General features: G+C 39.6%; 19 protein-coding genes. 13 read left to right on the forward strand and 6 right to left on the reverse strand.

Annotation, left to right across the window (positions count from 1 at the left end; genetic code table 11):
* Positions 1–36: 36 nt before the first annotated feature.
* Entirely contained in the window at positions 37–1,275 is a 1,239-nt protein-coding gene (locus tag GNE10_RS07645; protein WP_185564340.1) for a PLP-dependent aminotransferase family protein, read from the reverse strand.
* A gap of 290 nt (positions 1,276–1,565) precedes the next feature.
* On the opposite strand from GNE10_RS07645, the gene GNE10_RS07650 reads away from it, so the two are divergent.
* The 3 genes from GNE10_RS07650 to GNE10_RS07660 all read left to right on the forward strand — a co-directional run bounded on the left by GNE10_RS07650 (position 1,566) and on the right by GNE10_RS07660 (position 6,066).
* Complete coding sequence (locus GNE10_RS07650) at positions 1,566–2,363, forward strand: basic amino acid ABC transporter substrate-binding protein (protein WP_185564341.1); 798 nt, start codon at positions 1,566–1,568, stop codon at positions 2,361–2,363.
* A gap of 263 nt (positions 2,364–2,626) precedes the next feature.
* Positions 2,627–4,585, forward strand: coding sequence for a serine/threonine phosphatase (locus GNE10_RS07655; RefSeq protein ID WP_185564342.1), 1,959 nt, complete (start codon positions 2,627–2,629; stop codon positions 4,583–4,585).
* A 197-nt stretch (positions 4,586–4,782) separates the two neighbouring features.
* Positions 4,783–6,066 carry an FHA domain-containing serine/threonine-protein kinase gene (locus GNE10_RS07660; RefSeq protein WP_185564343.1) on the forward strand — a complete coding sequence of 428 codons (1,284 nt, stop codon included), beginning with the start codon at positions 4,783–4,785 and terminating at the stop codon, positions 6,064–6,066.
* 129 nt (positions 6,067–6,195) lie between these two features.
* Here the strand turns inward: GNE10_RS07660 and GNE10_RS07665 are convergent, their stop codons facing one another.
* Complete coding sequence (locus GNE10_RS07665; protein ID WP_099070607.1) at positions 6,196–6,414, reverse strand: DUF4327 family protein; 219 nt, start codon at positions 6,412–6,414, stop codon at positions 6,196–6,198.
* Between the two features lie 941 nt (positions 6,415–7,355).
* Between GNE10_RS07665 and GNE10_RS07670 the strand changes: the two genes are divergently transcribed.
* The 4 genes from GNE10_RS07670 to GNE10_RS07690 all read left to right on the forward strand — a co-directional run bounded on the left by GNE10_RS07670 (position 7,356) and on the right by GNE10_RS07690 (position 14,689).
* A complete protein-coding gene (locus GNE10_RS07670) occupies positions 7,356–7,784 on the forward strand; it encodes a tetratricopeptide repeat protein (protein WP_185564344.1) in 429 nt (142 codons plus the stop codon).
* Between the two features lie 172 nt (positions 7,785–7,956).
* Positions 7,957–9,792 carry a class I SAM-dependent methyltransferase gene (locus GNE10_RS07675; RefSeq protein WP_143861830.1) on the forward strand — a complete coding sequence of 612 codons (1,836 nt, stop codon included), beginning with the start codon at positions 7,957–7,959 and terminating at the stop codon, positions 9,790–9,792.
* Positions 9,793–10,094: 302 nt separating this feature from the next.
* Complete coding sequence (locus GNE10_RS35355; RefSeq protein WP_221642765.1) at positions 10,095–13,889, forward strand: DUF5672 family protein; 3,795 nt, start codon at positions 10,095–10,097, stop codon at positions 13,887–13,889.
* A gap of 167 nt (positions 13,890–14,056) precedes the next feature.
* Complete coding sequence (locus GNE10_RS07690; RefSeq protein ID WP_099070609.1) at positions 14,057–14,689, forward strand: transposase; 633 nt, start codon at positions 14,057–14,059, stop codon at positions 14,687–14,689.
* A 66-nt stretch (positions 14,690–14,755) separates the two neighbouring features.
* Here the strand turns inward: GNE10_RS07690 and GNE10_RS07695 are convergent, their stop codons facing one another.
* The 4 genes from GNE10_RS07695 to GNE10_RS07710 all read right to left on the reverse strand — a co-directional run bounded on the left by GNE10_RS07695 (position 14,756) and on the right by GNE10_RS07710 (position 19,996).
* Positions 14,756–16,966 carry an O-linked N-acetylglucosamine transferase, SPINDLY family protein gene (locus GNE10_RS07695; protein ID WP_185564345.1) on the reverse strand — a complete coding sequence of 737 codons (2,211 nt, stop codon included), beginning with the start codon at positions 16,964–16,966 and terminating at the stop codon, positions 14,756–14,758.
* Between the two features lie 112 nt (positions 16,967–17,078).
* Positions 17,079–17,612: a type IV pilin-like G/H family protein gene (locus GNE10_RS07700; RefSeq protein WP_099070611.1), complete on the reverse strand. Its 534-nt coding sequence runs from the start codon at positions 17,610–17,612 to the stop codon at positions 17,079–17,081.
* A 209-nt stretch (positions 17,613–17,821) separates the two neighbouring features.
* Complete coding sequence (locus GNE10_RS07705; RefSeq protein WP_185564346.1) at positions 17,822–19,150, reverse strand: class I SAM-dependent methyltransferase; 1,329 nt, start codon at positions 19,148–19,150, stop codon at positions 17,822–17,824.
* Positions 19,151–19,429: 279 nt separating this feature from the next.
* Entirely contained in the window at positions 19,430–19,996 is a 567-nt protein-coding gene (locus GNE10_RS07710; protein ID WP_185564347.1) for a Uma2 family endonuclease, read from the reverse strand.
* Between the two features lie 68 nt (positions 19,997–20,064).
* Between GNE10_RS07710 and GNE10_RS07715 the strand changes: the two genes are divergently transcribed.
* The 6 genes from GNE10_RS07715 to GNE10_RS07740 all read left to right on the forward strand — a co-directional run bounded on the left by GNE10_RS07715 (position 20,065) and on the right by GNE10_RS07740 (position 25,450).
* Positions 20,065–20,262 (forward strand): hypothetical protein, encoded by a 198-nt coding sequence (locus tag GNE10_RS07715; protein ID WP_260446829.1) that lies wholly within the window; start codon positions 20,065–20,067, stop codon positions 20,260–20,262.
* 115 nt (positions 20,263–20,377) lie between these two features.
* Complete coding sequence (trxB, locus tag GNE10_RS07720) at positions 20,378–21,766, forward strand: thioredoxin-disulfide reductase (RefSeq protein WP_185564348.1); 1,389 nt, start codon at positions 20,378–20,380, stop codon at positions 21,764–21,766.
* 318 nt (positions 21,767–22,084) lie between these two features.
* Entirely contained in the window at positions 22,085–22,981 is an 897-nt protein-coding gene (locus tag GNE10_RS07725; protein ID WP_185564349.1) for an ABC transporter permease, read from the forward strand.
* A 104-nt stretch (positions 22,982–23,085) separates the two neighbouring features.
* Positions 23,086–23,289: a hypothetical protein gene (locus GNE10_RS07730; RefSeq protein WP_185564350.1), complete on the forward strand. Its 204-nt coding sequence runs from the start codon at positions 23,086–23,088 to the stop codon at positions 23,287–23,289.
* A gap of 178 nt (positions 23,290–23,467) precedes the next feature.
* A complete protein-coding gene (locus tag GNE10_RS07735; RefSeq protein ID WP_185564351.1) occupies positions 23,468–24,367 on the forward strand; it encodes an ROK family protein in 900 nt (299 codons plus the stop codon).
* Positions 24,368–24,727: 360 nt separating this feature from the next.
* Positions 24,728–25,450: a TerC family protein gene (locus GNE10_RS07740; protein WP_185564352.1), complete on the forward strand. Its 723-nt coding sequence runs from the start codon at positions 24,728–24,730 to the stop codon at positions 25,448–25,450.
* Positions 25,451–25,534 lie beyond the last annotated feature (84 nt).

A 25,534-nucleotide genomic window follows, 5' to 3' on the forward strand; every position in this document is an offset into this window, starting at 1 on the left:
CGTGCTAGTTGCAGTACTTGTAATAGTACACAAATACTATGATTTAGCGATCGCCTGTGCCAGTTGCGTAAGTCCTGGCTGCCATTGGCGCAACACTTTTCCAAGGGTAGCGATTCCCTCAACAATCTTGTCATTTGGTTGAAAGCTAAAAGCTAACCTCATAGCATCATCGCCTTGGCCGTTGGCGTAGCACCGAGTTCCTGGTAGAAAACTCACGCCGTGTTCTGCACAAACATTCAGGAGTGCTTTGGCGCTGATATTCTGCGGTAATTTACACCAAACGAAAAAGCCACCGTCTGGGGGTAAAGCAACTACATCGCTGGGAAATTCAGCAGCGATCGCATCTAACAACAAATTGCACTTATGTCTGTAGGATACAATTAACTTCTGAATGTGAGCATCTAACTTGCCTGTGGCACAATAGCAACCAACTACATGACTCACAAAAGGCCCCACAGGCCCCTCGCTTTTGAACATTGCCAAGCGCTCAATAATAGCTCGATCGCCACAAGCAAAGCCCAACCTGACACCAGGCGCAATAATTTTTGAGAAGGTACTCACGTATAACACCCACCCTTCTTGGTCAAGGGATGCCAAGGAAGGCACTGTTTCTCCTTGAAAACGCAAATCCTTATAAGCATCGTCTTCCACCACCAGCACTCCATATTCAGCCGCCAGTGCTACTAATTTTTGGCGGCGAGATAAAGGCATAGTAGTGCCTGTGGGATTGTGAAAGGTGGGAATGGTGTAAATAAACTTGGGTCGAATGCCCTGTTTTTTCAAATCCCTTAAAGTTTCTTCTAGAACATCCACATTCATTCCCAACTCATCCACAGGAATGGTAACCAAGCTTGCACCAGCGTGGACAAATCTCACAACAACTCCCAAGAAGGTAGGGCCTTCCACAATTACCACATCACCAGGTTCGATAAATACATCTGGTAGTAAGCCGAGAATCTGCCCAGAACCGTAGCCAATGAGGAGGCGATCGCGATCGGCAGCAATTCCTTGAGCCTGTAACCGGAGGATAATTTGCTCGTAGAGTTGAGCTGAAGGCGGGCCGTAATTAAGAGCGGCGGCGGCTTCTTGTGCCAGTACACTAGCAGTGGCAGCTGCCAAATCAGCATAGGGAAAAAGACTTGGGTCAGCTAAACCATAAGTAAAACTGACAGTAACGATTTTAGTTAACTCTGTGCCATAGGTTAAAGGTGCGAGGTTTTTGGCTTGTTCGGTAAACAAATCAGCAATTTGATAAGTATGCGTGGTGGAAGCCATAAGCAATTCAAAATCAACAATTAAAGAACAATACAAGGAAATTCAAAATTATTATCCTCATAAATAAATTTAGGGGCTTGTATCGTTTGTTTCCTTCGGTCAACAGCCAACAGTCAACAACCCAAAGCACAATAATTTACTTTTTGGAGTTAGCCAATTCTGACTGCTGAATTGGTGAATTCTGCCAGTAATTAAAATCCAGTGTAGATTTTATTTGTTGATGAATGTATTCTTTCTATAACATCATCATAAGCATCACGAAAATTGACTGATAGAACAGAATTACTATAGTGAAATTAATTAAGTGGAAGTGGCAGCAGCTAATTTCGAGCTTAGGTTGTCTGTTGCTGATTCTTGGTTGTAACAGTTTCTATCCCAGTACCAAGCAAGACGCTAAACTTCTCAAGGTTGCTACAGACCCTACTTTTATCCCTTTTGAAATCCAAACAGCTAGCGGCAAGTTAGAGGGATTTGATATTGATTTGATGAATGCCATCGCCCAAGTGGCAGAGTTTAAAGTTGATTTTGAAAATTTACCCTTTGATGGCATGATATCAGCTTTGCAAGCCAAAAGAGTTGATGCCGCAATTAGTGGGATTACAATTACCCCTCAACGCCTAAAAACAATTGCTTTTTCACGACCTTATTTTAAAGCCGGACTGGCGATCGCTGTCCGCCAAGACAATCAAAATATCAGAGACTTCAACAGTCTCCAAGGAAAAAAAATTGCCGTACAAATAGGTTCCACTGGGGCAGACTTCGCCAAAACCATTCCCAACGCCAAAATCAGTACTTTTAACTCCGGGCCTGAATTTTTTCAAGACTTGCTCAACGGCAATGTTGACGCTGTAGTTAGCGATGCTTTCGCCACCTTGTATGCAATTAAAAATGGTAAACTCAAAGGCATCAAAGTTGTTGCCAACCTACTCACCGAAGAATACTACGGTATTGGCACACCCAAAGACTCCCCCCACCTGGAGACAATCAACAAAGCCCTAGCCACTTTGTTATCCAATGGCACCTACAAGCAAATTTATCAAAAATGGTTTGATGCCGAACCGCCGCAGTTGCCAGAATCTTGGAAATAGGGCAAAGGGCAAGGGGCAAGGGGCAAAGGTAAAGGTCACAGGAGGAAGCGAAGACCCCTCTCTTTTTCCCTTTCCCCTTTTCCCTTTCCCCCCTGCCCTATTCCCATTAAAATTTTTCCTGCGTCAGAATTAATACTGCCACCAAAACTCACCGTTAAAACTACAATCTATTGTAAGTCTACTGTAGTCAGGGGCAGCCAATTTGGCACCTTGGATTTTAGTGGCTAGAACCACCTTGGAACGGGAATTAAGGAACTTCCACTATGCTGATTTGCCCTCAGTGTAAATTTGAAAACCCTAATACCAACAAATTTTGTCAAAAATGTGGCACGTCCCTGACTCATAAAGTCTGTCCTGAATGTAGTACCGATGTTCCAGTGAATGCGCTACGCTGTCACAACTGTGGTACGGAATGTGGAACAGTATTTTGGGCAATTATTACTCAAGAAACAACTGAAGATCGGGGAGATGGGGAAGCAGGGGAAGTAAATTTTCCCTTATCTTTCTCATCCTCCTCATCCCCCTCATCTCCTCCACCTGCTACTTTGGAAATGACATCAGGCTCCTATTTAGATTCTCAGGAGCGCTACCAATTGTTAGAATCCCTGCCTTGTCTAGAAAATATTACAGAGGTAGAGGCGAGGGTTTTAGACTGTCAACCGTATCAAATATCACCTATTGAAGCAATATTAGGAAATCAGCAATCGGATGTGGTAACGCCATCAGTGGCTGCAAATACAATTCCCAGTGTTGCTAAACTTTACATTGCTTTACAATACCAAGACCACCCAGGAATACCACCGATTCACGATGCATGGCAGCAAGGAGATAAACAGGTAATAGTAATCCAAGACCGCTCGAATTGGCAGCTTTTACTTGATTCGTGGCAAGAAGAAACAACGAGTTCGTTAAAGATTTTACACTGGTGTTATCAAATGACCCTACTTTGGTCAGTATTGGAACCAGTGAATTGTCGTCAAAGTTTATTGGAATTGTCGAATTTGCGATTGGATGAAGATCAAACGCTGGCGCTACAAAGATTGTATGTAGATTCACTGAATAATCAGGAAGATGACCAAAGTCTATCTGTGAGTTCAGAACAACCGTTAAATATCCAAGCTTTGGGGCGGGTTTGGCAAACGCTATTTAGACAAACTCAACGCACTCAATTTGGTTCAGTGGTGCAGATGTTAGGGGATTTGGAGGCAGGTAAGATTGAAACCATTGCACAGTTGCGATCGCGTTTGCAGGAAATTTCCGTAGAACTAGAAGCACTAGGAAGTGGAACTTTGCCCCCAGTACAGGAGAAACATACTGTTGTGCCTACTATTGTGCAATCAGAAGACCCAGAAGATATCATTAGTAAAACTGATGATATGCCAACCGTCGTGCTGGCAATGCAGTTAAGTAGTTTAGAAGATGCAGGACGCACAGATGTTGGGCGTCAACGCCATCACAACGAAGACTACTTTGGTATTGAAACCAAAATTGAAAAGTTGGAGTTGCCCAAAACTCGAATTCTTCAAGGGCATGGTTTGTACATTCTCTGTGATGGGATGGGCGGACACGCTGGCGGCGAGGTAGCCAGTGAATTAGCAGTCAACACTCTCAGGCAATATTTTCAAGAACATTGGACTCCCAATCAACTGCCAACAGAAAATAGCATTCGTGAGGCAGTTTATTTAGCTAATGACGCGATTTACAAGCTCAATCAACAAGATGCTCGTTCTGGAGTTGGGCGTATGGGCACAACTTTGGTCATGCTTTTAATTCAAGACACCCAAGCAGCAGTCGCTCATGTGGGAGATAGTCGTCTGTATCGCGTGACGCGCAAGCAGGGATTAGAACAAGTCACAATAGATCACGAAGTCGGGCAACGGGAAATTACCAGGGGAGTGGAAGCAAGTATAGCTTACGCTCGGCCTGATGCCTACCAACTCACCCAAGCCTTGGGGCCACGTGATGAAAACTCCATTAATCCCGATGTGGGGTTTTTCGAGATCAATGAAGATACCCTTCTAGTATTGGCATCAGACGGTTTATCAGATAACGATCTCCTAGAAACCCATTGGCAAACTCACCTGGAACCGTTACTGAGTTCTAGCGCCAACTTAGAACGCGGCGTTACAGACTTAATCGATTTGGCGAACCAACACAATGGTCACGATAATATTACTGCTATACTGATTCGGGCAAAAGTGCGTCCAAATCTTGAAAGTTAAACATTAATGGGGTGTGGGGCATGGCGCATGGGGCATGGGAAGGGAACAAGGTAGCAATCTTTCTCTCCGAAGTTCTGATCGGAGGAAACCTCCGCTCAGACTTCTCTCCTTGTCTACCCCCTCTTCCTTGTCTCCCCACCTCCCTTATCTTCTTCATTTCCCCCTACTCCCTAATCCCTTACCTCATAGGTTGTATTGTGGTTACTCTGACCCTGTTAGAACCGCAACAGAAAACGCCGCTCCATCAGTGGTGCTTTGAAAACTCTTCCATAATTCGCATTGGTCGAGCAGCAGACAATCATGTTGTTTTAACTGATAGTTTGGTTTCTCGGCATCATCTGGAACTAAGACAAGTTGATTCTGCTAGCAATGGTGATACTTGGCAATTAATTAGTCAGGGTACAAACGGAACTTTCCTCAATGGTGTCCTGGTAATTCAAAGCCCTCTACCAGACAATTCTATTTTGCAACTCGCCCAGGGAGGCCCAATACTACTATTTCAAATTCGGGAGCTAAAATCACCGGATGTTTCGTTGCCTTGGCAAGAGACACAAGAAACGCCAGAAAATGCATTTCCAACAGTCTCCTCAGGCAGAAATCCTGGAATCTTATCTTACACTTGCACTCATGAAGGTAATTCCCCAAATAATTTGTTTTGTATCCACTGCGGTCAACCGTTGTCAGTGCAACAAACGATTCACCATTATCAGGTGTTGCGGACTCTAGGACAAGGAGGTATGGGTACTACCTATCTGGCTTGGGATGCGGCTGGTTTAATTGCGGGTACGCCACAACTGTTGGTGTTGAAGCAAATGAATGCTGATATGGTGAGAATCGCCAAAGCTCAAGAATTATTCGAGCGTGAGGCGTACACTCTCAAATCTCTCAAGCATCCTGGAATTCCCAAGTATTATGATTTTTTTGTGGAAGCTGGAAAAAAATACTTGGCAATGGAATTAATCCACGGGCAAGATTTAGAAAAACGTGTTTCCACCACTGGCCCGGTAACCCCAGCCCAAGCCATCGCTTGGATGAGCCAAACCTGCGATATCTTAGACTATCTTCATAGTCAAGACCCTCCACTCATCCACCGCGATATTAAACCCGCTAACTTGATGGTGCGGAATTTTCAAAATCGCATAGTGGTGCTGGATTTTGGTGCAGTTAAAGAAATAGGCACAGCACCAGGTACTCGTATTGGCGCAGAAGGTTACTGCGCTCCCGAACAAGAACGAGGACAACCTTTGACGCAATCTGATTTATATGCAATTGGGCCAACACTGATTTTTCTGCTCACCAGCGAAAATCCCTTCAAGTATTACCGCCAACGGGGGCGACACTTCAGGTTTGATGTGGCAAAAGTTCCCACCATTAGTCCCCAATTGAGAGATGTTATTGATCGCGTTACCGAACCATTGCCACGCGATCGCTATCAGACTGCCCAGGAATTAGCTGCGGCTCTAGCTGCTTGTAAAGCCTAGAAAATTGGAAGATAGGGAGGTGGGGAGATGGGAAGATAAGACGGATGAGGGAAATGAGGAAGATAACGGAGAATAACTCTTAACTCCTCACTCCTGACTCAGCACTCTCAATGCCCCATGCCCGATTCCCTATTCTTCATCCCAAGCTTCCACAGCTAGCAATTCGCTAATTGGGTCTTGCATACTAAAGCCAAAGTCCAATAGTTCTTGTTTCCAGTGCTGCCAATCGTTGCCGTAGAGCAAAGCGATTTTCCAGATACTATCGCTTGGCTTGATAATATTCGATTCTATGAGTGATTGCACGTTACGCTGCAATTTCACCATTGGGTGAATTACTTGCTGAGTCATAACCTCGATTGAATTCAGATTTTGTTTGGTAAATGCTTAATTAAAACTGCTTTCCATTCTGCAATTGTTGCCGGCTCGTAGAGTGCTGTGATTTGGTAAAGCTAGTCTTAACTTTCTAACTATACCATAACAAACTCTACTCAATTACTGGAAAATTGATTTTTGTACGGTAATCACCACCAGAAGGCTTTAATTGTGCTAAGCACTCCTTCAACTTCTTACATAAACCCACTAAGGGTTAAAGTATGAGGTGGGTAAAGTATAAGGGAACTCCAAAAAATAAACAACAGCTTTAGGTAGTTGGTTGTTGACTGTGAACTGTCAACAGCCAACAGTCTTCTATAGAATGTTTTCTTGGAAGTCCTTAGGTAGAAAAGCTCGCCTGAGTCAGGGCGACTCGGAAAAGTTTATTTGTTTTAGTCACAAAAAACAAATGCGTTTGTCGAATTAACGATAGAACACAGGCTAATTTGCAAGTTTTTGACTGATTATGAAGTTTGCAATTGAGTAGGAATGTCTACTCTTTATATTTCTTTAAACGTTATTTACCATATCGCAAACATCCGTAAGTTAAGCATGTTTATCGCAAATCTTTATATAATTTTAATATTTTGGCCAGAGAATAAAACTTCTAAGGGACTTTCAACTAAAGAAAACTGTTCGCTGTTGACGGTTCACAGTCAACAGTCAACCACGTAAAGTTCTAAAGTTGCTGTGTTTAGGTACTGTAGAGGATTTTGCTTTGAAGGCGACGGGGTGCGCTGGATTAAATTCTTCACACAGCATTGACATACCACAAACCCCGATGAGATTTAGAGTCAGGTTTTGAATTTTGTGTGAAAAATTTATAGCCAAGATGTTAGTTTCTGTTGAACAGGTGGGTATCCTCATAGCGGGAGGTTTGCTGATACCTAAGTATTTACCGCAGCAAATATTAAGACATGCCAGGTAAAGGAGAAGAATATTTAATTACCCGCCAAAAGCAGATTGAGCGGCGACAAAGGATTTTAACGATGGTGTCAATAGCATCGTTTATGGGTTCTATGCTATTTTCAACCATTCCGTCAATTCAACAGGCTCTTCAAAGTCCCAAGCCAGTTGCTGCGTCTGTTTCTCCTGAGTTAGCGTTACAGCAGCAGGCGAAGGGCTACGAGTTGGTATTACAACGGGAACCAGAAAACCAACTTGCTTTAGAAAAACTATCTGTGTTGCGCTTGAAATTGAAAGATCCTAAGGGTGCGATGGAACCTTTAGAGAAGTTAGTGAAATTGCACCCCGAACGGCAAGATTACAAAACTGTATTAGAGCAGATTCAGAAGCAAGAGGGGAAGGGCGATTCCCAGACAAATAACGAGCCGAAGTCTAATTAATAAAGGGTGCGATCGCCCTGATGGAGAGGTTGGTGAAATTGCATCCTAACAGGCAGGATTATCAGACTGTGTTGGTGGATGTGAAGAAGAGGGTGGCGGAAGGAGCAAAGTAAAAGAAAATCTACAGCAGTTTGATAATTTTTTAAATTAATTAATATATTTGGAGGGACAAATGCTAACACAAGAACAAATACAAGAATGCCAATCTAATTTTAACCTTAGTTATCATGTCAATTTCGCCCATATCTGTCAGGAATTAGTGGGATTAGAAAATAAAGATGTGCTTGAAGTAGGGGGAAGTTTACCTCCTGATTTTGTTTTTGACTATCTCGGTGTGAAATCATGGACAGGAATTGAAACCCCGGATTATGAAAAATCACTACAAGAAACCGGAGGAATAACTCACACAGGCACAATTATTAAAGATATTAAAAATATTTCTGATTACAAGTTTAATAATAGACCACCAACCAGATATAACTTTTATCTAGAAAATATTGAAGATTTACCCGAAGAATATTATCAGAAATACGATTTAATTTTTTCCATTGCGACTTTTGAGCATATTCATAAATTACCATTAGCTTTGGATAAAATGTTTCTGGCTCTTAAACCAGGAGGCAAATTATTTTCAATGTTTTCACCCATCTGGTCTGCTTATGATGGACATCATTTACCTAATCTTGTTGATCAACAAGGGAGAAAGTTCCATTTTGGTGACTCTCCCATACCTCCTTGGGGTCATCTCTTAATGACTCCACCAGAAATGTATAAATATCTATGCCAATTTACTGACATAGAAACTGCGAATTTAATGGTTTATTATATTTACCATTCACCTCATATTAATCGCTTATTTACAGAAGATTATTTAGCATATATTAATCAAAGTTCTTTTGCAATTGATAAAATTGATCTAATTTTTATGCATCCTATAGAATTAGAAGCAAAAATTAAATTAGAACACTTGTATCCGGGAAGAAAATATTTTCAAAACAATGGTATATTATTAATTGCTAGTAAGCAAAAAAATAAAATAATTAATTTGGAACAACAAAAGTTTGATAATAAAAATGAAGAAATTGGCACTATGGATAATTCTGAGCCATTGGCACCATCAAAATTAATTTGTGTGGATTTAGGATGTGGAACTCATAAAGAAGAAGGTTTTATAGGAGTTGATGTTATTGCTGGTCATCAAGTTGATGTTATTGCTGATTTAAATGGTAATTTTCCATTTCCTGATAATAGTGTTGATTTTATCAAAGCACATGATTTTATTGAGCATCTACCTGATAGGATTCATACCATGAACGAAATATGGAGAATCTGTAAACCAGATGCAATAATTGACATTAGTGTACCATCAACAGATGGAAGGGGAGCATTTCAAGATCCTACCCATGTCAGTTTTTGGAATATTAATTCTTTTATGTATTATTGCAAAGAATTTCCTCTTTATTTAGCAGGTTGTCAAAGTCATTATGGTTTTAAGGGGGAATTTAGTATTGTTAGCATTGAAGAAAAACAGTCGGCACATCAAGTTATTCACGTTCATGCTGTACTAAAAGCAATAAAATCAGAAGAAACCAGTTATCAACTAAATTTTAAAGATATAAATTTAATAATATTTCCCGATTGGAATCAATCCATAAATATAATATTTGAACAGATGATAAATGTATGCCAAGCCATTATTGATCACCCCAAAAATAGTGATATTACTTTACTTATTGATACTCAAAAGACCAATCTTGAAGACGCACAATTTTTATTAGCAGATGTTTTAATTAACCTTTGCTATGATAAGAATACAGGAATTAATAATGATAAATTCCCAGAATTTAATTTACTAAATATCCATTCAACGGATGAATATAAAGGTTTGTTACCAGTTTTGTCCTCTAGAATTGTTTTAGAGCATGAAAACAAAGAATTTATTAATCAAACAGGATTAGAACAGTTACCTTCTTGCACTTTAGAAGAATTCCAAAACGCTTCACATTAATATAAATCAGTGTGCTGAATTTGCCTTATCTAAAGTAAAGTATCAGGGATTTATCATTTTTGATAACACAGACGATCACAGATACGCAGAAGGTGTTAAAAAAATACTAGAATCTGGATTTATAAGGATTGATTTTTATGGAATGATTCCCAGCTATCTTTATAAAAACTGCACTTCCATCTTCTTTAAAGATATTAAGCTGTTATCAAGAGGGGGATTACCTAGTGAAAAACGTTCTTGTTTAGGAAGATCCTGTTTTCAGATTACCAGTCCTGTAATTGCAATTTAAGAAGTAAAAGTTTATGAGTGAATGGCAATTAAAAACTCCAGTTTGTTTCATCATTTTTAACCGTCCTGATGTAACAGAGCAAGTTTTTCAAAAAATTCGTCAAGCTAAACCCCCTAAATTATTAGTGGTAGCTGATGGATCAAGGACAGATAAGCCCGGTGAAGCAGAAAAGTGTGCTGCTGCTAGGGCTATTATTAATCAAGTTGATTGGGAATGTGAAGTATTAACTAATTACTCTGATATTAATTTAGGCTGTAGAAAAAGAATTTATAGTGGCTTAGATTGGGTATTTTCTCAAGTTGAAGAAGCCATTATTTTAGAAGATGATTGTCTTCCTCACTCTAGCTTTTTCCGCTTTTGTGAAGAGTTATTAGAAAACTATCGTCATAATTCCAGAATCATGTTGGTTTCTGGACAGAATCTCCAGTTTGGACAAAGAACACGAAATTATAGTTATTATTTTTCTCGTTATAACCATTGTTGGGGATGGGCTACTTGGAAAAGAGCATGGCAATATTATGATGATACTATGGCACTTTGGCCTCAAGTGAGAGATGAAAATTGGCTATTTGATATTCTCCAAGATGAACAAGCATTTAGATACTGGTCAGCAACTTTCCAAAGTATCTATGAAGGATTTGATACTTGGGATTATCCTTGGCTATTTGCTTGTTATATAAATCAAGGTTTAAGTGTTTTACCAAATATAAATTTAGTTTCTAATATTGGTTTTGGAAAAGAAGGAACTCATGCAACAGATTCAAATAGTATCCTATCTAATATACCTGTTGAAGAAATACAGTTTCCCTTAAAACATCCTCCTTTTGTAATCAGAGATACCCTAGCAGATAATTTTACTGAAAGAACTTTTTATAGTGGAACTTTACCTAAAATAGAACAGGCTATTAATATCACAGAATTATTGAATAATGCTATTTATTTACTTGCTATAAACACAAATAAAATAAATCTGCAAAATACAACTTTAGTAACCATATCTTCCGTAGAGATAGAACTCACTTTACTGAGCTTAGTGATTTCTAATTTAAACGTAAACTTTAATAGAGTATTATTTTTCACATCTGAGGAAATTGATCAAAGGTATTTGGAATTTTTACCACAATTAGAAATTATTAAAATTGCTCCTATAAAAAATTTAGTTGAATATAGCCGATTTGTTATTAAAGAGCTTAATTCATTTATAAATACTGAATTTTGCTTAGTTACACAAGGAGATGGTTTTATTATCAATCCTCAACTGTGGTCAGAGGAATTTTTAAATTATGATTATATTGGTGCACCTTGGCGTAAACAAACTCATCTAGTTAATTCTCAAGGTAAAACTGTAGATATACTTGACTTAACTAAAAATAGAGTAGGCAATGGTGGTTTTTCCCTAAGAAGTAAAAAGTTACTAGAAGTATCTTCACAGTTAGATTTTGATAACCTAAAAACATCTTCTTTATCAGAAGACTTGGTTATCTGCCATTATTTTCATGACTGGTTTAAAGATCAAGATATTAAATTTGCACCTTTAGAAATAGCTGTTAAATTTAGTTTTGAGCAACCCATAGAAGAAATAGACAACTTTTCTTGGGAAAATACTTTTGGATTTCATGGAAAAACTTCTGTTATTCCTGTCTTAAATAAATTATCTCAAGATTTTAATTTAGATTTTACTTCAGAAAAACAGCAAAACAGCAATTTTATAAATAATTTTAAATTGAAGGAAATAAATATAGTCATTTTTCCAGACTGGTCAGTAGATGAAGACGATTTAGGTGTTGAAATACAACAAGTTATTCAAAGTATAGCTACTCACCCAGATAAGAGCAAAATTACACTTTTAATTGATACCAGCGATACTTCGGGTGAAGAAGCCGATATTTTTCTAGCGGCTATAGCTATGAATCTAATGATGGAAGAAGAAATAGATATAACTGAGGAGTTAACAATTTCCTTAGTAGTTGATTTGACGGAAATTCAGTGGCAAACTTTACTCCCTCTTATCAATGCGAGAGTTTGTTTAGAAAATGAAAATCAAAAGATAATTGTCAGCAAACAACTAGAGCAAATTCCTTCATATTTTCTAAAAAATTTAAAAGAAGTAAGTACAGCACAGTTTTTTTTTAAGTTAGGTAATAGCTTATTTGTTCAAGGTAAATATCAGGAAGCGATCGCGCAATATCAAAAACTCCTAGAAATCCAATCAGGTGATGTAGATATTTATTGGAACTTAAGCCATTGTTATAGACAATTAAACCTGCTAGACGAATATTTTAATACTCTCCAGCAAGGAATTAAACTTTACCCTACAGATGGAAGACTACATTTTTCATTAATCATCGATTTGCGGCGGAATGGACGTATTCAAGAAGCAATTTTAAGTGCAGAGAATGCTGCTAACTGCTTACCTAATGATTATACTTTTCAAATCCTCAAACATTTAACAGTTCCATCAATATACGAAAATAAAGAGGAAATAAACTTTTATCGTCAGCGCTTTACTCAAGGACTGCAATATTTAATTCAGCATACGTCTCTTAAAACTACAGAAGAGCAAAATAGTGCTTTAGCAGGTATAGGTCGGCTCACTAATTTTTACCTATCATATCAAGCACAAAATGATATAGAGTTGCAATGTCAATACGGCAAGTTAGTACATAAAATTATGGCTGCTAACTTTCCTCAATGGTGTGTACCTTTATCAATACCTAAACTTCAGCATCAAGAAAAAATTCGCATTGGTTACGTTTCACATTACCTTCATTCTTATAGTGGAACACTTTGGTTAACAGGTTGGTTGCGTCATAGCAATCATGAAAACTTTGAAATTTACTGTTATTACACAGGAAATGAACCAGATCAAGTTACTGAACAATTTAAAGAATATAGTGATGTTTTCCACCATATTCCTCATAATTTATCAGCAGCTTGTGAACAGATAATTGCTGATAAGCTGCACATTTTAGTTTTTCCTGAAATTGGGATGAATCCGCAAACGATGCAAATGGCAGGTTTGCGGCTTGCGCCTGTGCAATGTACAGCTTGGGGACATCCGGTGACAACTGGTTTACCTACAATTGATTACTTTTTATCTAGTGAGTTAATGGAACCGGAAAATGCCCAAGAACATTATTCAGAAAAATTAATTCGTTTGCCTAATATTGGCGTTTCTTATCCTAAACCATATATTCCACCAGTTATAAAAACTCGCTCAGATTTTCAGCTATCAGATGATGCAGTCATCTATTTATGCTGCCAAGCTCCTTTCAAGTATCTACCGCAATATGATTTTATTTTTGCAGAAATTGCTCATCGCGTTCCACAAGCTAAATTTGTATTTTTGCGTGGTACTTTACTTCAGCCACGCCTGAAGCGGGCTTTTGCTGCTATTGGTTTGAACAGTGAAGATTATTGTGTGTTTCTGAGTATTCCAGAGCGACTAGATTATCTAATGATTAACTTGCTTTCAGATGTTTATCTAGATACATTTACATGGTCTGGTGGTAATACTAGCTTAGAAGCGATCGCTTGTAATCTCCCCATTGTTACCTGTCCAGGAGAATTTATGCGGGGTCGTCACTCTGACAGCTTCCTGAAAATGCTGGGGGTGACAGATACCATTGGTGAAAATGAAGCAGAATACATTGAAATTGCTGTCAAATTAGGACTAGATCCAGCTTTGCGAAGCAATATTGCGGGAAGAATGAGGCAAAATCACGATCGTCTTTTTGATGATAAAGCTTGTGTCATAGGTTTAGAAGCCTTTTATAAAGAAGTTTGTAGTAAGCACTTCAGTGCTTAAATTTGTAATTACAGAGGAAGAGGACTAAAGTCCTCACTACGAACTTTTGAACTGTTTGTAGTAAGCACTTCAGTGCTTAAATTTGTAATTATAGAGGAAGAGGACTAAAGTCCTCACTACGAACTTTTGAATTGTTTGTAGTAAGCACTTCAGTGCTAAAAAAATCTATGTATGAGTATCGTAAGCTGACAACAGAGCAAAAAGCTGAACTAGTTCAATATCGCTTAAGCCAGGGTTATCCACCCCACTCTCCACCACATCTTGTACAAGATAAGCAATTTTATTTATTAACGGTAGCTTGTTATGAACATCAGTGTCATATACACACTGAATCTCGTCGTCAGCAATTGCTAGATATGATTTTTGATCGGTTTGCTGGGAGTGTAAATGAAGAGAATAGCGCTGAAGCGCTCACTACGAACTTAAGAATTTGTGCTTGGGTTATTTTGCCTAATCACTATCATCTACTGGTTTATGTTGAAAATTTTGATGTATTAAGTGAATTATTTCGTAGAATACATGGTGCGCTTTCTCGACAGTGGAATATAGAGGACAATATTACTAAGAGAAAAATTTGGTATCGTTGGAGCGATCGCGCTATTCGCTCCCAAAGACATTACTATACAACTGTTAACTATATTCATTACAACCCAGTCAAACATGGTTTAGTCAAATCTCCTTACGACTGGGTTGATAGTAGTGTTCATTGGTATTTACAAGCTTGTGGACGGCAATGGCTGCGTGATTGTTGGACTCAATATCCAGTCCAAGATTATGGTAAAGATTGGGATAATTTCTAATGTTTGTAGTGAGGGCTTCAGCCCTTATTAATATCTATTTTGAGGGCTGAAGCCCTCACTACGAGCTTATTTTTTGTCAAGATAATTCTGCCACATTTCTTTGTAAGCCTTCTCCATTTCACAGGTAAACTGCTTACCATTCCACAGGGGTGCTGTTTGTCGAGATGCTTTCAATTTCCAAGCCACCTGCTGGCGTAAAGCTTCATCTTTCCCCAAGCGCACACCCCACTCTACATATTCTTCATCTGTCCAAGCAATACCTTCTGTCACACCTACATTCATCATCATGGTGTAGCTATTACGAGCGGCAAATTGTTGTCCAACTCTGGTTACTAAGGGAATACCCATCCATAGCGTTTCTAGAGTTGTCGTAGCTCCGTTGTAGGGAAAAGTATCTAATACAACATCAGCAATAGTTAAATTTGCTCTGTGGACAGTCTCAGCAGGATCTTGGGGCAAAAACCGCAGGCGATCGCATTCTACACCCTCTTCTTCTGCTAACTGCATAAAAAATTTCTGCACCGCTTCAGAGTCTGCTAATCCTTTAATTAAGAAATAGCTATTGGGAACTTCTTTGATAATTTTCATTTGCAGTCTTGCTGTATCAGGGTGGCGCTTAAATCCTCTCTGAGCGCTGAGATAGACGACAGCATCATTAGGAATATCTAGAGAATCCCGGCGTAAAGTTGGTACACCCACATCAAAACCATCTACTGCTATATAAGTTTGGGGTAATCTCCAGATTTTTTCTGTATAGTACTCCTGAGCAGATTCTGACAAAACATAAGGATCGGCAATAAAGTAATCAACTGCTGATATTCCCGAAGCATCCCAACCTAACCATGTTGCTTGCACAGGTGCGGGTTTTAGCGCCATGATTTCACAAGTTATATCTAGCGTAATGCTATCCAAATCAATTAAAATATCAATCTCATCTTGGTAAATTTTTTCAGCAATATCTTCACTATAAATTCCACCTTTATAAGCTTGACTGAATTGCTGAACATACCATTCTTGTAGCGGATCGTTTATCTGTTTATAATTTATAAAATAACCATATATGTCAAATTGTTCGCGGTTTTGATGCTGAATCAACCACCGCGCCAACCAACCGACTGAATGCCTAGATAAACAATGCGACAAGTATCCAATTTTTAGTTTGCTATTTCGCCCTTTGGAAGTTCGCTGTTGATATCGCTGTACTTCTTGGCCAGCATAGTTTTCTACATTAAGCTGACAAAGATGGGCAATTTGATTCTGAATATATCTATTTTTTTGAATATTATCTTGCAAATATGGGGCGAAATAGTTGGAATTAAATAGATGTAAAACCTCGTTAGAGTGCAAACTTAGAGGTTTTTCTTCTAACAGTAACATCATCAGATTTTGCTGTTGTTGAAAAACTTCACAGGCTTCTTTCCAACAATCAGGAGAATCCATTAATCCTCGATGGAGTAGGTGTATTGCAAAAATTTGATCAATTAATGTATTTGATAGCGAGTAGCATAACCTTGCTACTTCTATCCCTTTATAATAATCATTAGCTTTAATATAAAAAGCAGCCAAATGGCGCAAAATTGCTAAATTTTCAGGTTCGAGACGTAAATATAGCTCAAGGAGTAATGCCGCAAGTTTTGGTTGCCGCATTGAGTGGGCAATTTTAATTGTAGCTGGAAGTAAAATTTTAATGAAAAGTTGAGGATCGTGAACATGAACTAGACAAGCTTCTACAAATGCTAGGACTGCGGGATGCAAAGGAGCGTAATTAAGAATACTTTCCAACACATGCAACAACAGCTGAGTATCTACAATTGGTTCTGACTGAATTAACTCAATCACTCCTAAAGAAGTTAATTCATCATCAATAAGCGTTTCCTGTTTGATAGCTAGATCAATTAAACACAACAGATTGTTAACATCTGTAGGATTTATTTCCCGGATATGCTGGCGAATTGCCCAAGCAACTTTATAGTCTGCTAACGTCTGTCTGCGTTCAGCTTCGGTTTGCAGCACCTCTATTAATTCAACTGTCCACTGCTCAACCTCTTGAACTTCTCCCTCACCTATACCTAGCAGCCAAGTCATCTGTGCTTCTGTCTCTTGCCCCTGCAATAGCAACATTAATCCTAAGTTCCAGTAGTGAGATTTCACTTCTGGTTCTGTTTCAATAGCTTGTTCATAGTAGCTAGCAGCTTGGTTGTAGTTGCCTTTAATGAAATATTGTTGGGCTTGCTGTTCTAGGGAGGTGATACTAGTATAAAGTTGTACAGAAGTCATAGCTAAGAATTTTTACAAAAGTACTATTGCAGGAATTAAAAAAAAATCAAAGTGGGTAGTATATACTACCCACTCTATGGATGTTTCAATCAATTTGATCCGACTAAGTATTTTACTTAGACTTCAGTTGCGCGAAGTTGGCTGGACAAGAGGGTTGTGTGCCATCAAATGCTGGAGCCAATGCTGTCGCTTGCGAACCAACTGCATCAGACTCACACAAAACTGCCAAAGTGGTTGCTTCACTAGTACCTCCCTGTGTAGACAAAGCCACAACGCCTACGTAGGATTTCAGTGGTGCTTTTAGAGACCTACCATTGTTAGCAACGCCAGTCGAATTTCCACTAATTTCGTATATGTAGTTCTCAGTTTGGCTTCTAATACCCATCCCTAATTTATTCAGTTCACTAGTGAATTCACCATTTTCTAGGAAGAATGCTTGTTGAGAGCGGTTCATGGAGCCTGAGTACTGTTTAGCTTCTGATTGCTTACCTTTGTTAGCTTGGTTCAAGAAAGAAGGTAGCGCAATAGCTGACAAAATCCCGATAATAATAATTACTACAAGTAATTCAATAAGTGTGAAACCTTCGTTTTCCTTTTTTTTGCCGATGATGTGTTGGAGAAATTTTGCTTTCAATTCGCTTTTCATAAGTGTTTTCCCTGGGGTAGGAAGTGCTTGTGTGTTCTGAATGTAACTTACCCAGTTGCGATCGCTTTCCTATCAGACCAATAAAAAAATTTTTGACTAAGCAATAATCTTTCTCATACTCTGCATTCCACCGCTACACATTTATGGATTGTTACGCGATAGGACGCACATCTGTGCGTCCCCAGTGTATTCCAGAGAAAATTTTTGTATCAACTAGATTGGCGCTCCAACATTACATAACCTAGACTTTCCAGCCTTAGTAGTAACTGTTGCACCATATAAAAGGCTTGCTCTTCATCTGTAGGCTTTAAGGTTACAGGATCTAAAGGTCTAAATTGTTTCCAGCACTCCACTAGAGCATTGATTGGCTGAGATTGCTCTGACAAAGGTAATAAGCAAAGCGCCAATGAACTATCTATACCGATAAATTCTTCAACAAACGATAAATAGTTACTGATGGGAAATATTCTGCACTCTGTCACAGAGGCTATGAGGTCTTCTTGAAAATTCTGAGTTTTTAACTGAGGATGTAAATCCACCTTTGCACTTTGCCAATCAGAGTCAGTCCATTCTGAAACTGGGATAAAATTTGTTTGGTTGGAATGACCGCACCAAAAGTCAATTAGCCGATGAACAGGATGTATCAGTTCAAATAATTGAAGCTGTTCTTCTATAGATATTTCTGGTAAGCTCATACCCACAAAAGCAGGCAAATTATCTGGATCTTTAAATAACTTCATTAAGTCCCACTGTCGCCAGTTAACCATACTGATAAACTCTAGATCGGCAGTTCTCAAAGCACCAAACATATCAGATATGGTGTAACCTTTATCTCCTTGGAACAAGTAATTCATTAAAATTCGCTCTTTTCCATCTTCTCCTTCGTAACCAGAATTCCAAGTCCTAGCCTTGAGATGAATATTATCTTTCAAAGCTTTCATGAACTCAACTACAATATCCATTTCTAATTCTGCTGGATTTTCATCCATTAAACCCATCATTGTGAAAACTTTCTGAGCGCAGAAATAATTAAATCTTTGTATTGAACTATGTAAATTACTACGAATAATTCCATGAGGCTTTAAAACGGATTTCATTGCTTGCAAGGCAACAGCTATATCAGAAAACAGATACAGCAGTTCATCACAATTAATATAATCAAATTGGTAATCTAGTTTTGCTAATTCTTGAATTGGTAATACATGAAATTCTGCATTGTCAAATCCATGATGCTCCAAGCGGTTTCGAGCTAATTTAATCGATTCCTCTGATATATCAACTCCCACAATTTTCGCACCTGGATTAGCTTCTGCTAAAACTAATGATTTATATCCACTTCCACATCCTGCATCTAAAATTACTTTTCCTTTAGGTTCAGTAATTTTTTGATTTCTTAAATAATAAGGTGTTACTAAGTTATGAATGTATAGCGAACTAATATTATCTTTAGGAGATTTATCTAGAGGAACTCTCGGATAAGGAGAAGCATCAAATTGTTGACGAATTTTTTCTAATAATTCAGATGTTGGGCTAATCATTGAAATTGCTCCTGTTACGAATTTTTTTATGGTGCATTCCACCGCTACAAAAATTCATTTGTGTAACTACGGCATCACGCGAAATTTTCTATGCTGCCCAAGTTAGTGGCACACCCAACTTTGAGTATTCCCAACTTCTAAGAACTTCTATCACAATCTCAAAATCTATGTATTGAAAACCTGAAACTTTTTCAATAAGAGTGGGATCAGCACTGCCCACAACTTAAAAATATGAGTTTGCCTACCTGAGTAGATTTTCAATTTTTTTTGTGGAGTAACTTATTCAAATTCAGGTGGCCACAGTTCTGATACCGCCAGTTCCCAACCTGGTAGCAAGTCTGGTAGTGTAAGTGTGTCTCCATTGTGCAACACTACTGGGGCTTGGTTTAGTCGGTAAACCGTTACTGTCAAATTGTCAGGATCAATCAATATGCCAACTACAGACCCAAGTTCCAAAAATAACTGAATTTTCTCTTCCAGGGGTTTAATTCTGTCGCTTTTAGATTTAATCTCAACCATCAAGTCTGGAACTAACTCTACAAAATCCCGCTTGGTTTTCTTCAATCGTTCAGCCTTAACAAAAGACACATCAGGGGCACGCAGATTTCTTTTTTCCGAATCATCTTTTTCTATACTCGGCAAGATAAAACCAGCACCAGAACCAGTTACACGTCCCAGTTTGCGCGACATTACCCAGTTATTCAAGAAGGTGATGAGACGAGTGCCAATTTCCTCTGACTCGTAATCTGATGGTGGAGAAACTATGATTTTTCCCTCTACCAGCTCCATCTGCCATTCTGGATGCTCAGTTTGTAGCTGCTCTAAATCGGTGATGGTGAGGGACATAATACACTAAATAACGCTTTTTTATATTTTATAAGTTTTCAAATCTTTCTTTAGAGGAAATTGAAGCTGTGCTTGATTTAGAAGCATTTAAAAATACTCGATTGTACGAGAGTATCGTGGCAAAGACAAAGCCGAAAACAGAACTAGAAACAAAATTGAAATTAGCTCCAAAATGTGTTGATAAAGGTATGAGTGTTCAAGAAATGGCAGAATTGCTAGAAATAGATGTTGAAGTTATCAGGAAATATCTGCGAGAAAACTTTTAGGGGTTAAGAGCATCTTTGACAAGTATTGAACGCATAGTGCTGTAGGCGTTTTCCAAGCGCTTCCCATGTGGTGTAGCCAATCCCGATTTGTTATGCTATATTAAGCGTAGTCGTTATGAGTTCATATATTGTCATGAGTAATCCCACAGTAGAAAACTTAGTAATTATCGGTTCTGGGCCAGCAGGGTACACAGCGGCGATTTATGCTGGACGTGCTAACCTGAAACCCGTTGTATTTGAAGGTTTCCAAGCCGGGGGATTGCCTGGTGGGCAATTAATGACGACGACGGAAGTCGAAAACTTTCCTGGGTTTCCCCAAGGGATTACCGGGCCGGAATTGATGGATAAAATGAAGGCGCAAGCAGAGCGCTGGGGGGCTGAACTATATACTGAAGATGTTATATCAGTTGACTTGAGTCAGCGTCCTTTCACAGTGCGATCGCAAGAAAGGGAAATCAAAACCAACAGCATAGTCATTGCTACCGGTGCGACAGCAAAGCGTTTAGGTTTACCCAACGAACATGAATTTTGGAGTCGGGGTATTTCAGCTTGTGCAATTTGCGATGGTGCAACACCGATTTTTCACGGTGCAGAATTGGCTGTGATTGGTGCTGGCGACTCAGCAGCAGAAGAGTCTATTTACCTGACCAAGTATGGTTCTAAGGTAAACATGTTAGTGCGTTCTGATAAAATGCGGGCTTCCAAAGCTATGCAAGACCGAGTTTTGAGCAACCCGAAAATCCAGGTGCATTGGAACACAGAAGCCGTGGATATCTTCGGTAACGGTCACATGGAAGGAGTGAAAATCCGCAATACCAAAACCGGTGAAGAGAGCAAACTCAGTGCTAAAGGCTTATTCTACGCCATTGGTCACACTCCCAATACTTCCTTATTTAAAGGACAATTGGAACTGGATGAAGTAGGTTACATTGTCACCAAACCGGGTTCTGTAGAAACCAGCGTCGAAGGCGTTTTTGCTGCTGGCGACGTACAAGATCATGAATTTCGCCAAGCAATTACCGCTGCGGGTACTGGCTGTATGGCGGCGATGTTGGCAGAACGTTGGTTATCTTCCAGTGGCTTGATTCAAGAATTCCATCAACAGCCAGAAACAACAGATAACGAATTACAACATCAGCCAGCTAAAAAGACCGAAGCTGAGGAAGAAGCTGGATTTAACTTGAGTGCAACTCGCCATGAAGGTGGTTACGCTTTACGGAAATTATTCCATGAAAGCGATCGCTTACTCCTAGTTAAATATGTTGCTCCTGGTTGCGGCCCATGTCATACCTTGAAGCCAATTTTAAATAAAGTAGTCGATGAATTTGACAGCAAAATTCACTTTGTGGAAATTGACATCGACAAAGACCGAGATATTGCTGAAAATGCTAACGTTACAGGAACGCCAACAGTTCAATTGTTCAAAAACAAGGAACTGGTGAAGGAAGTCAAAGGCGTTAAGCAAAAGAGCGAATATCGGCAGTTGATTGAAAGTAATCTGTAGTTAGGAGTTAGGAGTTAGGAGTTAGGAGTTAGGAGTTAGGAGTTAGGAGTTAGGAGTTAGGAGTTAGGAGTTAGGAGTTAGAGATGGTTTGAAAAGTGGTTGGATGTGATTTTCAGCACCTCTCAATCCACCCTAGCCCCTTTTAAAAAGGAAAACTTCTTAAAGTCGCCCTTTTTAAGGGTAATTTAGGGGGAGCTAAAATTTTTTGCTACCAACAACAGGACTTTTCAAACATCTTCCAAGGTAGGGTTGAATTTTGAGTTGACAAAATTACTCTTATAACTCATAACTTATAACTCATAACTCCTAACTTGCTTTATGGCCATTACAAAACGGCAGTTGCCAATATTTTTCCAGTTCGCTAAAAATCCCAATCTTTCCCAGAAACTCATGCTGATAGGGTTAGCCATTACCCTATTTTTCATTTTCCTGGCATTCTTGGCTCCTGTATTCCAAGCTTGGGGATGGTTGCAAAATCCGAAAGATTTTCTGTCAAATCCAATTCACCAGCCACCATCGGCTAAATATTGGTTTGGTACTAGCCGTCTGGGTTATGATGTCTTTTCTCGCACATTGTTCGGCGCTCAAGCTGCTTTGCAAGTGGTAATTTTGGCAACCGCATTGAGTATGATTATCGGTGTGCCTTTGGGGATGCTCAGTGGTTATCTCGGCGGTAAATTGGATAAAGCGTTGCTGTTTATTATGGATAGCATCTACACTTTACCAGGGCTGCTGTTGTCCGTGACACTGGCCTTTGTGGTGGGGCGTGGGATTTTTAATGCAGCGATCGCCATTAGTATTGCTTACATTCCCCAATATTACCGCGTTGTCCGCAACCATACCGTTAGCGTCAAAACTGAAGTGTTTATCGAAGCCGCTCAAGCGATGGGTGCTTCTACTTGGACTGTGCTTTCTCGATATCTATTTTTCAATGTCATTCAAAGTGTACCCGTACTATTCACCCTCAACGCCGCCGATGCAATCTTAGTATTGGGCGGTTTGGGCTTTTTGGGGCTAGGACTTCCAGAAGAAGTGCCAGAATGGGGATACGATTTAAAACAAGCACTAGAAGCTTTACCTACTGGCATTTGGTGGACTACCCTTTTCCCTGGTTTAACAATGACATGCATGGTAGTAGGGTTATCACTACTTGGTGAAGGGTTAAATGAATTTGTCAATCCTCGTTTACGAAGAGAAAATAGAATCCGAAAGTAGTTATTGGGCATGGGGCATGGGGCATTGGTAATTAGTTTTCCACTAATGACTAATGACTAATAACTAATAACTAATGACAAATACTAAATAGTAGAGAGATTTTTGTGAAAGATAACCTGACATTAATTGCCGCCGCTACTGGCGGGTTTATGCTTTCAGTAGCCCTTGCTGGTATCTTAAGAGGTACTCCAGTTACAACTTGGCAAGAGCAATCAAATATTCGTACCACGACTGTTGCTGACTTACGACTCGCACCCAATAAAACAGAAAATTTAGAATATTTTCGTACCAAAATCCCAAAACCGTGAGGAATTGTCGATTTTGAACTGGAGAGTGGAAAGATGTAGCTTTAGCTTCTCTTTGAGAGACGCTAGCGCAAAAGAGCAGGGTGGGAGATGGGGAAGACAAGGGAGACAAGGGAGAATAACCAATGCCCCATGCCCAATGCCCCATACCCAATAACTAATGACTAATGACTAATGACTAATGACTAATGACGTAATTGGCATTGATGTGGGGGGAACAGCGATTAAGCTGGGGCGTTTTACAGCTGATGGTACTTGCTTGCAATCTTTGACTTTGACAGCTCCACAACCAACAACACCGGAGGCTGTGCTGGCAGTGTTGCTAGATGCTATCGCTCAAATCGATCCAGATAATCAAAGTGTTGCCATTGGTGTGGGAACTCCTGGCCCGGCTGATGCGCCAGCGCGGATTGCGAAAATTGCTATTAATTTACCTGGATGGATTGATGTACCTCTAGCAGATTGGTTGGAAGCTAAAACTGGTAAACCAACTGTAATTGGCAATGATGCTAATTGCGCTCTTTTGGGAGAAGCTTGGTTGGGAGCTGGTCGCCAATTTCAAAATTTGATTCTTCTGACTTTAGGGACTGGGGTTGGTGGCGCAGTTATGCTCAATGGCAAATTATTTGTTGGACACCAAGGAGCTGCTGGAGAACTCGGTTTAATTTCATTTAACCCTGAGGGGCCAATGTGCAATAGCGGCAATCAAGGTTCTTTGGAACAATATACTTCTGCTACTGCCATTCGTCGCCGTACTCTCAAGGAACCAATCGAATTGGGTATCCTTGCCCAACAAGGAGACAGCGAAGCTTTGACTTTTTGGCAAGAATATGGTAAGTGTTTGGGGATTGGTTTGACAACTTTGGTTTATGTGCTGACACCGCAAGCGATCGTCATCGGTGGGGGTATCAGTGGTAGCTTTGAGTTTTTCTATCCAACAGTCAAGGCAGAAGTTGAGAAGCGAGTGCAGCCTTTATCGCGAGAGGGTTTACAAATTTTGCCAGCCCAGTTAGGAAAATTTGCTGGGATGGTGGGTGCAGCAAAGTTGGCATGGCAAAAATATTCAGAACTTATGGAATAAGGGACTTTTAAGTAAAAAAATATTCTATAGAAGATTGTTGACTGTTGAGTGTTAACTGTGAACGCTTGAACCGGAATAATTGATTTTTTGGAGTTGCTTAAGTCATTTATTCTGCACAATTACTTAGATGCCAGATGACGGCATTGCATTGACATAACATTGGAAAAATATTAAAACTTTCGGTGTATTGACTTACACGCTAAATGAGCCAGTAGTAGGGGGAACGCACCAATTGAACCCTCTTCAGAATGCACCAGAACCACGTTAAGCTGGATCGAGGTGGCAATTTACTGCAATCTTGAATAAAAAAATCTCTGTTTCCTGTCAAATTTTAACTTTTTCCTGCTTGAGAAAATTGGAATGCTAGACCGAATTTTTGATTACCTCCACTTTCATTTCAGTGTTGAAGCCCCGATAGTCTTGCTGATACTGGTGTTTTTAGAAGCGGTGCTATCTGCTGACAATGCCATTGCCCTTGCAGCCATCGCCCAAGGATTAGAAGACAAAGAACTTGAGCGTAAAGCTTTAAACTTTGGTTTAGTGGTTGCCTATGTGTTGCGAATTACCCTGATTCTAACTGCCACTTGGGTACAACAATTCTGGCAATTTGAATTATTGGGCGCTGCCTACTTGCTGTGGCTGGTATTCCAACACTTTACCTCAGAAGAAGGCAAGGACGAGCATCATCACGGGCCGCGTTTTAGTTCCCTATTGCAAGCCATCCCTGTGATTGCATTTACAGATTTAGCATTTTCCTTGGATAGCGTCACAACTGCGATCGCTGTTTCTCAAGAAAAGTGGCTAGTGCTGACGGGTGCCACAATCGGTATTATTACGCTGCGATTTATGGCGGGATTGTTTATTCGTTGGCTAGATGAGTATGAAAATCTAGAAGATGCAGGCTATATAACTGTGGCTTTAGTGGGCTTGCGACTGTTATTAAAAGTAGTCAACGATAATTTAGTCCCACCAGAATGGGCAATGATTACAGCCATTTTCCTGATATTAGGCTGGGGATTTGCCAAACGTGTTGACACCGAATTACCCCAAGTAGAACCGGAAAAGACGGAAGTACCGAAGTGAGAGGACACGGGGACACGGTGACGCGGGGACGCGGAGAATTCTTTAAGAGTGTCACCCCATCTTGAACTCTTTGCATCTTCTTCT

This window comes from Nostoc sp. 2RC (assembly GCF_014222165.1).
GTDB classification, from domain to species: domain Bacteria; phylum Cyanobacteriota; class Cyanobacteriia; order Cyanobacteriales; family Nostocaceae; genus Nostoc; species Nostoc linckia.

What these genes read in the sequence shown, in the direction of transcription:
- GNE10_RS07645 (WP_185564340.1), bottom strand. Translation starts at nt 1,275, where the DNA reads ATGGCTTCCACCACGCATACTTATCAAATTGCTGATTTGTTTACCGAA.
- GNE10_RS07655 (WP_185564342.1), top strand. Translation starts at nt 2,627, where the DNA reads ATGCTGATTTGCCCTCAGTGTAAATTTGAAAACCCTAATACCAACAAA.
- GNE10_RS07665 (WP_099070607.1), bottom strand. Translation starts at nt 6,414, where the DNA reads ATGACTCAGCAAGTAATTCACCCAATGGTGAAATTGCAGCGTAACGTG.
- GNE10_RS07670 (WP_185564344.1), top strand. Translation starts at nt 7,356, where the DNA reads ATGCCAGGTAAAGGAGAAGAATATTTAATTACCCGCCAAAAGCAGATT.
- GNE10_RS07675 (WP_143861830.1), top strand. Translation starts at nt 7,957, where the DNA reads ATGCTAACACAAGAACAAATACAAGAATGCCAATCTAATTTTAACCTT.
- GNE10_RS35355 (WP_221642765.1), top strand. Translation starts at nt 10,095, where the DNA reads ATGAGTGAATGGCAATTAAAAACTCCAGTTTGTTTCATCATTTTTAAC.
- GNE10_RS07690 (WP_099070609.1), top strand. Translation starts at nt 14,057, where the DNA reads ATGTATGAGTATCGTAAGCTGACAACAGAGCAAAAAGCTGAACTAGTT.
- GNE10_RS07695 (WP_185564345.1), bottom strand. Translation starts at nt 16,966, where the DNA reads ATGACTTCTGTACAACTTTATACTAGTATCACCTCCCTAGAACAGCAA.
- GNE10_RS07700 (WP_099070611.1), bottom strand. Translation starts at nt 17,612, where the DNA reads ATGAAAAGCGAATTGAAAGCAAAATTTCTCCAACACATCATCGGCAAA.
- GNE10_RS07705 (WP_185564346.1), bottom strand. Translation starts at nt 19,150, where the DNA reads ATGATTAGCCCAACATCTGAATTATTAGAAAAAATTCGTCAACAATTT.
- GNE10_RS07710 (WP_185564347.1), bottom strand. Translation starts at nt 19,996, where the DNA reads ATGTCCCTCACCATCACCGATTTAGAGCAGCTACAAACTGAGCATCCA.
- trxB (WP_185564348.1), top strand. Translation starts at nt 20,378, where the DNA reads ATGAGTTCATATATTGTCATGAGTAATCCCACAGTAGAAAACTTAGTA.
- GNE10_RS07725 (WP_185564349.1), top strand. Translation starts at nt 22,085, where the DNA reads ATGGCCATTACAAAACGGCAGTTGCCAATATTTTTCCAGTTCGCTAAA.
- GNE10_RS07735 (WP_185564351.1), top strand. Translation starts at nt 23,468, where the DNA reads ATGACTAATGACGTAATTGGCATTGATGTGGGGGGAACAGCGATTAAG.
- GNE10_RS07740 (WP_185564352.1), top strand. Translation starts at nt 24,728, where the DNA reads ATGCTAGACCGAATTTTTGATTACCTCCACTTTCATTTCAGTGTTGAA.